We start from the raw sequence: 13,872 nt of genomic DNA on the forward strand, positions 1-13,872 counted from the left end.
GTTTGGTCTAGAACTTTACGCCAAGCCCGACGCGGATTGCGTGTTGGTCAACATCTGAGTTGATGGTGCCACCACCGGCTCCGGTAAAGTCAAAGGTCTTGTCGCCGAGGTCTGTGTATCGATATTCAATACGACCGAACATCATGTTGGTGAAGGCGTAATCCACTCCGACGCCAACTGTGTAGCCGTTGAACGTTTCTTTCTGTTCGCCAAAGCCCGTCACATCTGCATATCCGCGCGCATAAGCCCAACCTGCGGTACCGTATACAAGCGCTCGATCAAAGGCGTAACCGACACGGCCACGGACAGAACCCTGCCAGTCAATGCCATAGTCCAGAGCACCACCGAAAGCAGTCTCATCAGCCCAATTCTTTTCGAAATCAGCCTCGACGCCGACTACCCAGCTATTGCCGAAGTCGTAGTTGTATCCGACAAATCCACCGAGAAGGCCGCCATCAAAGTCTTGTGAGAAGCTGCCGGTGCCAGAAATGTTGGAGTCTGTGTTGTTCCACCCGTATCCGCCCTGTACACCCACTGTAAAGCCAGTCCAGCTGAAAGCAGGCACAACATCGGCTACTGGAGCTGCGGGGACTTCATTTACAGCGTCAGCCGCCATGGCGGTGGAAGCTGCTAGAATCAATGCGAGGGTTACGAAAGTTTTTTTCATGGTCTTCAATCTCCCTATTTGAGGACCTAGTAAAACTCAAGATTTTTAGAAATGCTGTAGATTCTCCGCAACACATACGAGCTAATGTTCAAGTAATTATAGCCTAAGCGGTTCTTTGTGAGGGTGATGCGCCCAGCACCACCATTGTACCGGCTCTGCCTTGCTTTGAGTAAAGCCGAAACCTCCCCACTTCTTGCATTCGGGATTGCAGCAATAGTGGTTCTCGTGGACGCCGTCTCCAGTCTTGCTTGTCAGGTCGCTCATGTGTCTAATCGCTGATTGTTGATTGCCGTGGTATCGCCATCGATGACCGTGTATTTGGCCATTACTTTCTTGCGCCACGCGACAAGCGCATCCTCAACAGTGCTGCACGATACCCATTCGATAAACGCGCCCGAAAGGTCTGGATTGTCGTAGCGAAGGGCCGCAAGGCTTCTGCGATTGCTGAAGAGTATTTCTAATACAGCACCGGTGGGCGCATCGTCTTCTTCATCGGAATATTCGTCCGCGACATAAGCGGTGTAAGCCGTGAGATCGGAATCTTGATCCACTTCGGACACGAGGCTTGCGTCTAATTCTTCGTGCAGCGTTTGTTTTGCTTCCAAGAACGAACCGTCGCAGAGTTCATGCCGCGCATGCACGCCGTGACGCTCTAAAATATTCGGCCATATTTTCATCATTGTCTCCTACGCAAACAAGTCGCCAGTTTCCTTTGGCTCATCTACCGGCAGCAAGATCAATCTCTCCTGCGGTAGAGGACGCTGAAGCTCCTTGGCTTCATCCCACGGCGCGCTCATCCACACATCTACTTCTTGCTTCGTTGTCAACACGACCGGTATAGCCTTGGGATGGATCGGCTTCACCACTTCGTTTGAGTCTGTTGTGAGGAAGGCGAACAGCTCGTGCTGCCCCTCCCGTGGATTTTTCATCGAGCCTCGTGTGCCGTTCCAATCCGTCCAGACGCCAGCGAAGAACGCGAGGGGTTCTGCGTCATCGATAGCGAACCATCGTTTGGTCTTTCGCGGCTTGGTGTTTTCCCATTCGCAAAAACGCGTCCACGGCACCAGGCAACGGTTCTCGACTTTCAGCCATTTGCGCCAGTGCGGGGAGGCAACGTTCCTGATGTTTTTGACGCCGGTGTCTGGCTTGCCGCCGAGAATGTTGGGCGGTGTAGGCATTCCCCAGGTCAGTTCAGTCAGCTCGCGCGCACTATCCTTATTGCGGATGACAGGCGCGGGACGATCCGGGTATATCTCCAAATCAGGCTGAAGGTTCAAGCGTTCCTGCATCATGCCGGCGATATCGCGCATCACTTCCTGATTGGTGCGGACTTGGTACAGATTACACATGCGTCACCTCGGCAGTTTGGCGAGGGTCAATTCGACATCGCCCTTGCGATTGCACCTCTTGCACCGAAGAAGCTTTTTTAGGTCGTCTAAGGTCATTCCCGGCTTTGTAACTTTGCTGACGCGCCAACGTTCCAAATTGGAGACGTGACCGCAGTAGCGACATTTGCCGACGACAATTTCCCAACTGCAAAGATATTCCAGCTTCGGAGATGGAGGCAGTTCGGTTGGTATCTTCTGCGTCCCATGCCCCTCGTAATAACTCAGCCGGCATCTGTTCCGATATCCCTCGGTTCCCTTTCCGCATTTAACTATCTCTTTGGCTATGGGCCCTTTCAGAGATATCAATTCGGCATCGCCGTAGGTGTGCATCAGATCCGCATATTCCAGTTTCCGCAATATCTCGCAGTCAAGGCACATGACATAGATGAGGTCGTCCTTTTTTGAGGACAGCTTCGGTAGATGGTCATAGGACATCGCGCCCCTCTCTTGGCACCCACCCCCTTGTGTAACCTCGGCCCATTGCAACGACGGCCAAGCTAAGCTGATGTTGCAGGTGTTCAATCTCCTCCTGCATCGCCTCAATAGCGGCTTTCGCGTTCCCCTCATGGCATTGCAAAATGTAATCGGCCACATCGACAGGGGGCTTTCCAAATTCAGGTCGCACGTTCCCACTCTCCATATTTCAGAGCCCAATGCCGCAATGTGTTTTCGGAAAGCACGCGCCCCCGTGCTAGCGATGTTCTAATTATGTTCTGGTCTCGGGGTGAGTCAACAGGAGTCTTTGTCGGGTTGCGACTGCTGACATTTTCGCGTTAGCTACAAACAGATCGGAGATGTGATTTGCAGGTAAGCGGCCCGGAACATCCAGAAAACGATAAGAAGGCAAGGCGGGCTATCTGGCCTTGGCTAGTGCTTCTTGTGGTAACGCTGGTGGCCATCATCGCATATTCGAAACTTTTATCCGACATCGAAGACATGAAGCGGACTTGGAATGATTTGGTTCAACTGTTCTGGTTGATTGCGCCTAGCAAACAATAGGCACAAATAACCGGCGGGAGCGGGTCTGTTTCAAGCAAAAATGCCTAACCTAATCTTCATTGCTTCCTGCGGGTTCACTCAATGCGTTGTTCCCTTACGCCGCTTACGCTTTTCCAGTTTCTGCACCCTTGAACCCCGTATGCTTAGATATGCGTGGAACGAGAGCGAGACAAAGAAGCCGACGATTGCCAAGGCGAGATAGGCGACCAGTCGGGATGAAGCCCCATGCCAGCCTGCTAGGACCGCTGCTCCGTTAAGCAACATCAGAACCATCACAACGAAGAGAAAGCACACCGCAGCTTTCCAAGGCCCAGAGGCATTTGAGATGTAGTCTCTCAACCAGGATCGATCATTCACTTCGTCGGTCTTTCATTCTTCAATTTGGACCATTCCTCCGGCTCCAGGGCTGCTTCAAGCACGATATACGCTTCCTTTATATACCTCTCTGACATATGCCTGCCTTCGAAGCCAGCAAGGGCCGACCCATCATGAAAACCAGCCCTTTGCCTTTGCTTTAGCTGGCGGTGGACTGAAAACGTCTAGTGTCCTGCCGACTTCCTTACCGCCATTTTTGACGATGTTCACTGTTACAACGTCTAGATCTTTTTGCAGCAAAATCGAATGGACCATAGCGCCCGCAGCCATCATCGCGGTTGAATATCCCTTTATCTTCCAACCGTTTTTCAAGAGGTTGCCAAGTTCGTCTTTTTCATCACTCAAGTGTCGTTCCCCCGCGCCGTTCGGCATACTGAGCGTTAAGCAGATCAACTAAATCGTCTGCCTCTTCCATTTCAACCGCGTCCATAAGATTGCTGTTCACCTCTGCCGGTAGGCCAGTGAAGATGTCGAAGACCGTCCAGTATTCGTCGTGGTCGTTCTTGCGCATATCATATCGGGCTTCGGATGGGTTTTGCACTTTTCACCTCTCAACCAGTGTTCTTCCCGCGCGCCATGATTTCCGAAAACATCTCTGCCTGTCGCTCAGAGGCTGCTCGAATTGCTTTCAATTGTCCCAGCATGTTCCCAAACGCGGCAATCAGCACAAACCCCACTATAGACGGTGCTGCCCAAGTCAGGGATGCTACAACCGCTAGGGCAGCATATTGACCTCGACCCGCGTTTATCATCACGTTCAGCAAAATCAGCGCCACAGCGCCTACACCGATCCATCCAACCACCTGAAGAAATTTATCCATACTCACCCCCACACCTTCTAGGGGCAGCCTGCCAGACTGCACGTATGTGTCAAGACGGACATGAAAGCTTGTTGCCTGCCTAGTGGCCTTTCTTCGTAAGTAGGTGGGAAGCACTCGGTATGATCAGATTTTGCTTGAAGATGTCACGCGCCCATTTCTCCGCTTCGATCTTCGTATCGAACGATTTGCAACGAGGCTTCATGTCGCGGCGACGCACCTGTGCTTGCCAGCGTCCTCTGAGTTTCCTAAGCGTTGCCATTGTGATCTCCAATAGATATTGAAGCTCACGCGTAGGACGCCCCCAAGGGGGTGCCAAGGATTATCCCGGCCCATCAGATAACATGTTGGGGCGATCGATCAACGATCCTGTCTAGCCAACGCATTGTATGAGGCCTGCGCGCGTCTAGGTCCGAAGTGGAATGTCTGAACACACCACGAGCTTTCTCGGCTCCTTGACGCCAACGTCGCTCAAGACTTGGCAGAAGGCATCTCTAACAGCGTCAGGGTATTCCGTGGGTCCGATAAACACGCGCTGGAGGAGCTGGGGAATGGAGATACCCGTCATGTTGAGGTCCGGTCGATCTTCAAACGAGAGCTTGAAGACGCCCTGAGGCACACCGCCCATACTCTCGATCCCATATTTCAGGGCACCCTGATCATCGAGGCCTTTGGTGTGCATAATCCGCCATTCGCGTTCTTCGCGAAAACCTCGATGCTTCGAGCAGATAGAGAGTGCTCGCAGGAGCTGGAACAGATAGCCGCCTACATCGTCAGCGCCCGCTTTAGCTACTGCATCCCTGTCTCGGCGAATATTGCCGGCAATCTCCAGAAATAGCTCCATTACGTCTTTCTCGTTGCAATAAAAGACCGGACTGCTGAAGGCACCGAAATTCTCGGCGACGAGATAGAGTGGTAATGGGTTAATCACTAGTCCCACGCCCACACGTCGAGAACCATACGCGCGCCACATGGAGAGACGACCAAAGTCGTCTTCGTCTTTGTCATGCTCCGACAAGCAAACGATATGGGTGCTAGCCCGCATTGTCTCGAACCACTGGTCAAAAAGCGCAACGGTCTTATCGAACACGTCCGGGAACACTTCGTTCAAAGCCTTCCGTATGGCGTGAAGACCAATTTCTGGCGCATCGTCATTTGGCGGTGTGTAAGCTTTTTTCAGCAGGTCAAAGCCATGATCGACCTCTCGGAAATCGTTCATGAGGCGGATATTTTTCATCCAGATTTGATTGCCGCGAATGATCGAGATGGCATTATCCGCGGAAGTGTAGTGGATGAGCCGGCGATCTTCAGCGAGCAATCCGTTGCGGATACGCCCTTCATGTGGGGCAAAAATATCTCGAAGCTTGAACATTTCATCGAACATGCCGAATCTCCCACTCATAACAATAATGGCAGAATGCGTGACCGCTGCGGGAGTATCGAAGCGAATTTTGTTTTGGTATCCTCAACTTTTTTATTAGCAGAATAGCTATCCATCTTAATAGCTCCATGTCTAAGTCGCTTCGGGTGGGCCGTCTAACGAGCTCTCTCTAATTCGGGGTGTGAGATGAACCAATTCGAATATCTGGTAGGTCTGAGAAGAGATCTTTTAGGCCAAATTGGCCTTATAAAGAGCTCGAAATATTTATTCTCGTGGGACGACACGATCTCAAATTACACCACGCGGAGGGCTCTGATCGACATCTTGGAGCGCTACATAAATGCCGGAGCAGATCTCGGACTATTAGTAGTCACTAGGCATAGCACTTGTCCAAACAAACGGCACCCAGATTATCCGACGAGTAATAAATACGGCTACGATATCCCGTATCGATCAGACGAGTTCATCTGGGAGGGAAATCAGCTTTATCAGGGAAAGCGGATTTGCATCTGTCCGTGTTCTGTTCGAAATGCTCCCTCCGAAAATTGGGTTATTGATGACTTCGTATTTAAGCGAGACGCAGATTTAATTTTTTGCCGTCAGCTATCGAGTGCTCTTATAGACGTGCACTGCGCGATCGAGAGCTCAGGCGACAAGAAGACCCGATCCGGGATCCGTGAGTATCTGCTCCGGGCAATATTGACACTGAACGATGCGATCCTGCCGCAAACCGTCGAAGAGTATATCAGCAGGCGCACGCGCTCTGATGGAACAAGCCAAGCCTAGCCTAGCTATGAGAAACGCTTCCTAGTGCCGAGAGTGTGGCCCTCGCCGATTTCGGCAACGGAATTGAAGACTGACAAAACTAACAAAATTGCTGGAAAACCTTACTACCCAGGGGTCAATCATGGCGGAGAGGGTGGGATTTGAACCCACGATACCCTTGCAGGTATGCCGCATTTCGAGTGCGGTGCATTCGACCACTCTGCCACCTCTCCGCGGGCACGAACCTTTGAGGATCGTGCGGGCGTTCTCGTAACCAGCAATCTCTGTGCTTGCACTGATACGTGCGCTGGTTGAAGGATTTCGCTGAGCCAAGGTGCCGCCAGGGTGGCGGAGCGTGGTGAAGCCACTTCGGTTGACGTCAGACGGAGGTAGGTCTGGGTGAATGTCTCTCTGAAGATAGCGATATTCATATTGTCTCTGGTTCGCACGTAAACGGTCAACCCGTCAACGAAATCACCTTGTGTCCAGCCATAATTCCAGCCTATACCGCACCAGGTCTCCAATAGTCTTCTGGCACGACATCCCCAGTGGGATATTCGTCCCCGAAACCCATTGCAAGTATAACATGTTGAAAGACCCGTGGTTCGATCCCGTTGGCGTTGGCCAGCAAGAGGCGCAATGAGTGGTCTAGCGAAATTACGTCCGTAAGCCGGTGGCCTGGGGCAAAATGCAGGTTCGGAAGAGCGACTTCTATTTTTGCAAACTCGCTGCGCAACGCTGCGCAGACAGCGCCTCCGGTATTCGAATGAACCGGTATCGGGAACCACAGAACCACTATTTGGACTGGCAGGTAATGCGAAGTGCATCGAATCCATAGCAGGTCTTCACTACAGCCACTCGCGAAAGCCTCCTAGACGAAATTCTGCGCCGGTTGATCAACAAAATGGATCGCGAATCCTTGGGCAATTGTTGACAGCGCCCCGGAGTGCCGCCTTTAGTGTGACCATGGATTCGACGTCGGAAATAATGACCGCGATAGGGGCTGGGCGCGCTCTGCTTGGCCTTAGCCAGGAGCAGCTTGCCAACGCAGCGCGGATAAGCCGACAGGTCATTGTTCGGATTGAGAAATGCGAGAGCAACGTCCTTGTGGAATCTATAGAAGGTGCGAGCCGCCCTTGAAGCGGGCGGCGTCGTGGATTGATGACGTTGACCCATGCCCAGTTCGAGGCCCTGTTCGCCGGGCTTGATTGGAGGCGGGTTCGGGCGGTCGAAACGAGAGTGCCGGTCGCTATCGAATATCATGGTGATCTTCTTGCCTCAAAATTAGGAAAGAAGGCGTCTACAAATCTCGGGGCTATTCACTGTAGGTGCGACCATCATCGATGTTCGACTGCGTTCCGCGTGTTGATTTCACATCCTCAAACCCAGGCTTTTCGTCAGCGACCGCTTGAGCTCGTATTGATGGGTAAGGTCTGCATTATAGGCGCGCTCAACGATGCGAGCGACGTGTTTGATCTGGTCGAGTTGTTTGGCAAGGTCCGGCCCTAGCCTGAGCGCCTCTGGTTTCAGGTTGCGAGGATCGGCGCTGCCGAGGCGCTGCTCGAGGGCGGTTGCGATTGTGCGGGCCTCGGTGATGGCGGTCTGACCCTCTGGCGTTGTCAGCAATTGCTTGAGGAACACAGGTCGGTCGGCCTGGGACAGGCTGTCAAACCGCTCCAGAAGGGCTTGGCTGGCGCGTGTGAGACCTGGCACGACAACGACGTCCTGACGCTCACGTTTCCAGGTTTCCGACTGCCGCTCGGCCTTCAGCCGCTGGGTCCATGTTTCTGCTGCATAACCGACATGGTTGGACATGCCATGTGCAAAACTGCGTGCCAGTTTGCGCTCCTTGTTGTCGCCGAACATTCCAGACGTGCCGCGCAGTTCACCGAGCTGTTCGGGCCGCTCTTTTACCGCTTTGACCAGTGCCTGGACATCTGTTTTGTCGCTTGTGATCAAAGTCTTCAGCGTTGCCGTGACGGAGAAAGGATCGCGATAGATGTTTTGGGCGACCGAGCGCAAGGTTTCGAGGTCGCGCTCCAGATGCGGTCCTGCCTTTTCCCGTGCGATGTCTTCGACGGTGCGATCGTAATGGGTGCTGGCGGGGATGAGCGGGGCGGGGGTGGCGTATTCCCGTGGCTGATTAGGGGCGACTTCGGAAGCCTGCGTGACGGCCTTTGCAGGCTCGATGTGGAGCGCAGGACCGACCGGATTGATGGCACGCATCACGCCAGATGTTTGCGGTGCCAGCCCGCGCCGCTCGGCAAAGAGCTTGATGTAATCGAGCGTCGTCTCCTTGGCACCGGACCGGCTCATGCTGTCGCTGAGCGCGGTGATGTTTTTGAGCTCATCACGTCCGGCGTAGAGCGTTGTCGCATCACGGTGGCGGGTCATGGCAACATAGGTCAGATGCCGGTCCATGGTGGATGATGCCATGACAAAGGCGCGGTCGACGGTTGCCCCTTGCGCCTTGTGAATGGTGGTGGCGTAACCATGGTCAAAGCTTTGGTAATCTTTGACGGGTAAAGAGATGTGGCGGGCATCGTTTTGTCCAGCGGAAGATCCGTCGAGGCGTATTTGTAGTGCGTTCGGCTCGACGGCCTCCACCCTTCCCAACATGCCGTTCTTGACGCCGAGATCGCGATTGTTTTCCAGAAGAAGGATGCGGTCGCCGGGTGCAAAGCCCCGCTTGCCGTTGACCGTCTGATAGACGATCTCACGATCGGTTCGACGGTCTGGATCGGCATGCAAAGTGTCCGCTTTGGCGACGACCTGCTCACTTTTTCCGTGACCAGCGCCGATACCAATTCCCGGACCACTGTCCATCGGCTGACCATCGCTTTTCGCAAGCAGGCCTTCAGCCTGAAGTGCTTCTCTGATCCCGTCATTAATGGCACGGACATCAACGCGCCGATGGGCCAGCGCAATGCGTGATGCGCCGGGGTTATTCTTTCGATCGGCAAGATAATCCCGCACCAGTTCGTGTCTGGCCTTCTCCCGGTCGTCAGCAAAAACAACGTGGCCACGATCCGCATAATCTTTCACACCATCACCGGTGCGATGGGTCGCAAACGCCACCGAAGCCTGTCGCTGCCAATCCTGTTTCTGCCGACGGATCTGCGACAGTTCGACCGAACCGATGCGCTCTGCAATGGCGCGGAACGGCGAGCCTGCACCAATCGCCTGAAGTTGCTCATGATCGCCGACAAGAACGAGCTTGGCACCCCGCGCCTCGACCTCTTTCACGATCCGCGCAAGCTGTCGACTGCCGACCATGCCGGCCTCGTCGATGACAAGGATGTCGCCGCGCTGAAGTTCGCCTTTACCGTTTTGCCAGCCATACTCCCATGATGCCAAAGTGCGGGCAGCAATGCTGGATGATTGCGTCAAACCTTCGGCTGCCTTTCCGGCAAGGGCTGCCCCATGAACCGTAAACCCCTGGCGCTCCCAGGCGTCGCGGGCTGCCGCAAGCATGGTGGATTTGCCAGCACCGGCAAAGCCGATCACGGCGGCAATCTGTTGCGGTGCGGTGATGTGGCGCACAGCAGTCCGCTGCTCGTCACTGAGGCCCGAACCCGGCAACATCGCATCCTGGCGATCAAGCGCATGATCGACATGGTCTGCTCTCACACCATGGCTGTTTGTGTCCGCCATCCGCAACGCACTGGTTGCGATGGCATGTTCGATGCCGATCATCTCGCGGGTGGAATAGCGCGCCATTTTGTCGCTGTGTTCGGGCTGCACTTCGACCAGCTGGCGTGACGCCATGACGGTGGCAAATGCCCGCTGGAATGCGTCGGTGTCGTTGATGTAGCGATGGAGCGTACGGGCGACATCATGACGGGTAAACACGCTTTTCTCGTCGGTCAGAAGGCGCAGCACCTCGTCCGGTTTGCGTCTGATGATGACAGCGTTTCGTTTCGCAGCTTGTTCCTCGATGCGGGCTCGCTCAACATCCAGTCCCCGTCGCTGCATCTGACTGGCATGGACGCCCATATGCTCGGTTGGTTCAATCGACAGGCCACGATCGACATGCGAGCGGTGATCGACGCGGATATCGAAACCGGCCCGCATCAGATGGCGATTGGCGTGCTCTGCAAACGCCTGTCTGATCTCGCGCATCTGCATATGCGAGGTGGGCAGATTGTTCTCGAGCAACCATCTGTTCTCGCGCTCGATCAGGCTCTTGTCGCCAAGGCCTGTTGGTGTCACCACCCGCGTGGTCATCATCACATGGGCATGGATATTGCGAATGTCGCTTTTGCCCTGGGGCATGTGGATGGCGAAGTCGACGGCTGTGCCATAGCGGTTGGCAAGATCGCGCGCAAAGGCACGCGTCAGCGACAAACGATCGTCGTTGTTCAGCTCATGCGGAAGGGCGACTTCGAACTCACGGGCTACGCGCGCATCGCAACGTTTCTCGGCAGCCTCCACTGCATTCCACAGCGCCGATCGATCCAGCGCCCAGTCGGCATCGACACCGTCGGGAAGAACAATCTCGCAATAATCGACNCGCCGATCGATCCAGCGCCCAGTCGGCATCGACACCGTCGGGAAGAACAATCTCGCAATAATCGACACCCTGCTTGGCGGTAAAATCATGCACGAGCCCATCGCGCTGGTTCACCAGCAGACTGGCGGTGCGATAGGCAATCGCAGCCACTGCGCTTCTGCCACCTGATCTGGAGATGGGCTTGCTGCTGAGATGGTAAATCGCCACCTTCACCTGTCCTTTCCCGCCGCGCAAAACGGTTGGGTCACATACGCCGCAACTCGTAAGTGCGCCCTTGTTGCTTTCGACACGGGACGGCTAGCACCAGCAGGCCGGGCCGGCGACGTGCAGATCTGCATGTTGCGGGACCTGAGAGATTGGAGTTCGAATAGCCCCAAGGCCAAATCGTCAAAGGAGCACGCCGTCATGAGAAAGCCGATCGCGCAACGCATCAAAGAGCTCCAAGAGCGCAAGCGCGCCTTGCAATCGCGACTGGACAGGCAAGAGCGTGCGCAGGAAACCCGGCGCAAGATATTGCTCGGTTCGTTTTTGCTGGAGCGGCTGGCGCAGGATGGTGATACCAGCGAGCCTAACGACCTGAAGCGATGGCTTGGAACCCAGCTACCTGCGTTTCTCAGTCGTGATGCCGATCGTGCGTTGTTTGCAGATCTGCTGGGCGGATGCCAGACGGTGCAGAGACAAGAAGCGACCGGTGCCACCGGTGCCACCGGCAGCAAAGACAATCATGAAGACAGCGATTTGGATGGGGACCCACTCAAGACCGTTCGCATTTGAACCGCTCGTGCGGAGAGAGGTCAAAAGTCCAAGAGACGATACCGGTCCAACGGTCGCAACAAGTCAAATTGTGGCTCGGTTTCCATCTTGACAGCCCAGGAGCGCATCTAGCATTTCTGTCTGACCGGTCTATCAATAACGTGGCTCATCCGCGCCTGGAGGAATTTGACATGTGGAAATCGGTCTTGGTTAGCGTCGCTTTGATCTCCTTTGTTGCTGCGCCGGCCGGCGCTGAGCAATGCAGAGACGCAAAAGGCAAGTTTGTGAAGTGCGAACCGGTCAAGAAAAAAGTCGTTCAGTGCAAAGACGCAAAGGGTAAATTTGCAAAGTGCGGCACGACGGGTGCAATGCCAGTGAACTGACCATCAAAAACCCTCGATGTGCAAAGATCGAGGGTTCCCAAACGCCTGGTTCTGGGAAGCCAAGGCACCACCATGGTGTGTCTTAGCGTCGGCTGGTTTTTCTGTCCGTTTTCGCCTGATCGTGGCATCACTTGATGGCGTAGAACATCCGCACGTCCACCACGATAATTTTGGGCGGTAACGGGACTAACGCGAACCAATCGGCCCGACCCCAATCCATTGTTTCGGAAATTTCCAGGCTGCAAAACTATCTCCGGGATAGCGCTCCCCAAAAAACTCTGACTTCAACACGCTGTCTTTTCGCTGCAGCCACTGCCGTCTCACGGCCTCGTTTTTGCGTCCGATGGCGATTGCGCAAACCGCACTATTGCAAAATTCGAGGGTGTGGAATTGAGGTTCTAGACCGAGTGACCATTGATTTGACGCGCCGCCTCTCGCTTCAACGGATATGGCGTGCTTAAAACCTTCAGGGGAGGGACGGGGGAGAGGATCGAGCGATGAGCCTGTCCTGACGGGAACGCGCTCCCCATAGCGCCGTAGTGAGCGGCAGGACGGGCGTGCGTCCGGCACCAATGGGTAAGGGGGACGCAGCCCGAGATCCCAACGACCGCTCTTTGTCGGAGCCATCCGTTGCGCTCTCCGTCGACGGCGGCTAGAGGCAGGCGATGACAAATAGAGATTCTCGCATGTGGATGGACAGACCGGACCGTTATGGATTGGTCAGCCGGTTGCTCCATTGGACCATGGCGTATCTGCTGATCTGGCAGTTTCTCGTCATCGTGACATGGCGTTTGTTCGGTGATAGGGACTGGGTGACAACTGTGACATCGTTGGGGCCCGGTCATGGGACCGTCGGCCTGCTGGTAATCGGCCTCGTCGTCATCCGTGCCACGTGGGCACTCGTCAATCGCAAGCGTCGACCGGTTCAATCGCAAAGCGTGTCCGGTCGCGCAGCTGTTGCCGTGCACGTCAGTTTCTATGTCCTGTGTTTACCATTCCTGGACTGGCTCTGTTGCGGGCCTATGGCAGCGGCAAGGGCTGGGAACCGTGGATCCCGGCAAGCGGGGTGGAGGTGTCTTGGATGATGACACCGGCCAATCTCCTTCACGCTTTGCTGGCCTGGTGTCTGTCGATTCTGATAGCTGGCCATGTCATCATGGCGCTCGTGCACCAGTTGAGGTGGAAGGACGAAACGCTTGGCCGCATGACGGGGAGGCTGGACAAAAGCGGAGCGACTGGTGAGCGACCGCTGAAGCATGCGACACCCAATCCAGCACCGAAGCAGGCACCGAAACAGCGTCGTGGTTGAAAGCTGACGGATCGTAGCGGAAGCCTTTGTTTGATGTGTGTCAACGCTCTATCGGGATTTCTTGCAATTGTTGTTTTGGTTGAACTGTGTAAGGTTCTCCAGTACCNTCAACGCTCTATCGGGATTTCTTGCAATTGTTGTTTTGGTTGAACTGTGTAAGGTTCTCCAGTACCACCTTTAAGAGAGTCGATCACTACCACCAGCCATTCAGAACCTGCTGCCATGATGAAGTCTTCCCTCGATCATATCCCGCCCCGCAAGCAACGCGAGCTTGCCCGTGCGCTGGAAATCCTGCACGAGGAGTTCGAGGATGCGCTGGGCGAGGGAACATCCGACTTCAAGAAGCGCGGACGCATTCTCAAAATCATCCTGTTCGGCTCCTATGCCCGTGGCACCTTTGTCGACGAACCGCACACGATGAAGGGCTATCGCTCGGACTTCGATATTCTGGTTATCGTCAACAATCGCAAGCTGACCGACTTTGCCGAATACTGGTACAAGGCAGCCGACCGGTTGATCCG

Annotated in this window: 15 protein-coding genes, 1 tRNA gene and 2 pseudogenes; 6 read left to right on the plus strand and 12 right to left on the minus strand. The window is 54.7% G+C overall.

Translation table 11 applies throughout. From position 1 onward, the window contains the following. Window positions 1–7 precede the first annotated feature (7 nt). The 10 genes and pseudogenes from CPJ18_RS07225 to CPJ18_RS07280 form a co-directional block, all read right to left on the minus strand. Window positions 8–667 carry an outer membrane protein gene (locus tag CPJ18_RS07225; protein ID WP_103657541.1) on the minus strand — a complete coding sequence of 220 codons (660 nt, stop codon included), beginning with the start codon at window positions 665–667 and terminating at the stop codon, window positions 8–10. A 260-nt stretch (window positions 668–927) separates the two neighbouring features. Continuing rightward, window positions 928–1,344, minus strand: coding sequence for a hypothetical protein (locus tag CPJ18_RS07230; protein WP_103657579.1), 417 nt, complete (start codon window positions 1,342–1,344; stop codon window positions 928–930). Between the two features lie 9 nt (window positions 1,345–1,353). Beyond that, window positions 1,354–2,016: an SOS response-associated peptidase gene (locus CPJ18_RS07235; protein WP_103657542.1), complete on the minus strand. Its 663-nt coding sequence runs from the start codon at window positions 2,014–2,016 to the stop codon at window positions 1,354–1,356. Window positions 2,017–2,019: 3 nt separating this feature from the next. After that, window positions 2,020–2,490, minus strand: a complete 471-nt coding sequence (locus CPJ18_RS07240; RefSeq protein ID WP_103657543.1) for a hypothetical protein — start codon at window positions 2,488–2,490, stop codon at window positions 2,020–2,022. 1,050 nt (window positions 2,491–3,540) lie between these two features. Then, a complete protein-coding gene (locus CPJ18_RS07255) occupies window positions 3,541–3,774 on the minus strand; it encodes a hypothetical protein (protein ID WP_103657546.1) in 234 nt (77 codons plus the stop codon). Further along, window positions 3,767–3,970, minus strand: a complete 204-nt coding sequence (locus CPJ18_RS26560; protein ID WP_146258656.1) for a hypothetical protein — start codon at window positions 3,968–3,970, stop codon at window positions 3,767–3,769. The genes CPJ18_RS07255 and CPJ18_RS26560 overlap by 8 nt, the downstream gene beginning before the upstream one ends. A 10-nt stretch (window positions 3,971–3,980) precedes the next feature. Then, complete coding sequence (locus tag CPJ18_RS07260) at window positions 3,981–4,250, minus strand: hypothetical protein (RefSeq protein ID WP_146258657.1); 270 nt, start codon at window positions 4,248–4,250, stop codon at window positions 3,981–3,983. Window positions 4,251–4,380: 130 nt separating this feature from the next. Further along, window positions 4,381–4,509: pseudogene (locus tag CPJ18_RS27135) on the minus strand (site-specific integrase); the annotation flags it as partial. Between the two features lie 144 nt (window positions 4,510–4,653). Continuing rightward, a complete protein-coding gene (locus tag CPJ18_RS07270) occupies window positions 4,654–5,631 on the minus strand; it encodes a DUF2971 domain-containing protein (protein ID WP_167397852.1) in 978 nt (325 codons plus the stop codon). 905 nt (window positions 5,632–6,536) lie between these two features. Beyond that, a tRNA-Ser gene (locus CPJ18_RS07280) sits at window positions 6,537–6,626 on the minus strand. 754 nt (window positions 6,627–7,380) lie between these two features. Between CPJ18_RS07280 and CPJ18_RS07285 the strand changes: the two genes are divergently transcribed. After that, window positions 7,381–7,533, plus strand: coding sequence for a helix-turn-helix domain-containing protein (locus CPJ18_RS07285; RefSeq protein WP_245445360.1), 153 nt, complete (start codon window positions 7,381–7,383; stop codon window positions 7,531–7,533). Window positions 7,534–7,764: 231 nt separating this feature from the next. Here the strand turns inward: CPJ18_RS07285 and traA are convergent. Then, window positions 7,765–10,905 (minus strand): Ti-type conjugative transfer relaxase TraA (gene traA / locus CPJ18_RS07295; RefSeq protein WP_245445361.1); only part of this gene is annotated, 3,141 nt, incomplete at its 5' end. Between the two features lies 1 nt (window position 10,906). After that, window positions 10,907–11,119: pseudogene (locus tag CPJ18_RS27140) on the minus strand (MobA/MobL family protein); the annotation flags it as partial. Between the two features lie 192 nt (window positions 11,120–11,311). Between CPJ18_RS27140 and CPJ18_RS07300 the strand changes: the two are divergent. The 5 genes from CPJ18_RS07300 to CPJ18_RS07320 form a co-directional block, all read left to right on the plus strand. After that, entirely contained in the window at window positions 11,312–11,680 is a 369-nt protein-coding gene (locus CPJ18_RS07300) for a mobilization protein (protein ID WP_188348543.1), read from the plus strand. Between the two features lie 170 nt (window positions 11,681–11,850). Further along, the gene (locus CPJ18_RS07305) at window positions 11,851–12,042 is read left to right on the plus strand and encodes a hypothetical protein (RefSeq protein ID WP_103657580.1); all 192 of its coding nucleotides are present in this window, start codon (window positions 11,851–11,853) and stop codon (window positions 12,040–12,042) included. Between the two features lie 665 nt (window positions 12,043–12,707). Further along, complete coding sequence (locus tag CPJ18_RS27525; RefSeq protein WP_103657550.1) at window positions 12,708–13,127, plus strand: cytochrome b; 420 nt, start codon at window positions 12,708–12,710, stop codon at window positions 13,125–13,127. Beyond that, window positions 13,028–13,351: a cytochrome b gene (locus tag CPJ18_RS27530; protein WP_103657551.1), complete on the plus strand. Its 324-nt coding sequence runs from the start codon at window positions 13,028–13,030 to the stop codon at window positions 13,349–13,351. Before CPJ18_RS27525 ends, CPJ18_RS27530 begins: the two co-directional genes overlap by 100 nt. A 222-nt stretch (window positions 13,352–13,573) precedes the next feature. Then, a partial coding sequence (locus CPJ18_RS07320) for a nucleotidyltransferase domain-containing protein (RefSeq protein ID WP_197710893.1) occupies window positions 13,574–13,872 on the plus strand: 299 nt, incomplete at its 3' end.

This window comes from Agrobacterium rosae (genome assembly GCF_002915175.1).
Classification (GTDB): domain Bacteria; phylum Pseudomonadota; class Alphaproteobacteria; order Rhizobiales; family Rhizobiaceae; genus Agrobacterium; species Agrobacterium rosae.

Excerpts from the sequence above, each read along its gene's own strand:
- CPJ18_RS07230 (WP_103657579.1), bottom strand. The coding sequence starts at position 1,344 with ATGAAAATATGGCCGAATATTTTAGAGCGTCACGGCGTGCATGCGCGG.
- CPJ18_RS07260 (WP_146258657.1), bottom strand. The coding sequence starts at position 4,250 with ATGGATAAATTTCTTCAGGTGGTTGGATGGATCGGTGTAGGCGCTGTG.
- CPJ18_RS07240 (WP_103657543.1), bottom strand. The coding sequence starts at position 2,490 with ATGTCCTATGACCATCTACCGAAGCTGTCCTCAAAAAAGGACGACCTC.
- CPJ18_RS27525 (WP_103657550.1), top strand. The coding sequence starts at position 12,708 with ATGACAAATAGAGATTCTCGCATGTGGATGGACAGACCGGACCGTTAT.
- CPJ18_RS07305 (WP_103657580.1), top strand. The coding sequence starts at position 11,851 with ATGTGGAAATCGGTCTTGGTTAGCGTCGCTTTGATCTCCTTTGTTGCT.
- CPJ18_RS07225 (WP_103657541.1), bottom strand. The coding sequence starts at position 667 with ATGAAAAAAACTTTCGTAACCCTCGCATTGATTCTAGCAGCTTCCACC.
- CPJ18_RS07285 (WP_245445360.1), top strand. The coding sequence starts at position 7,381 with ATGACCGCGATAGGGGCTGGGCGCGCTCTGCTTGGCCTTAGCCAGGAG.
- CPJ18_RS07300 (WP_188348543.1), top strand. The coding sequence starts at position 11,312 with ATGAGAAAGCCGATCGCGCAACGCATCAAAGAGCTCCAAGAGCGCAAG.
- CPJ18_RS07235 (WP_103657542.1), bottom strand. The coding sequence starts at position 2,016 with ATGTGTAATCTGTACCAAGTCCGCACCAATCAGGAAGTGATGCGCGAT.
- CPJ18_RS07270 (WP_167397852.1), bottom strand. The coding sequence starts at position 5,631 with ATGTTCGATGAAATGTTCAAGCTTCGAGATATTTTTGCCCCACATGAA.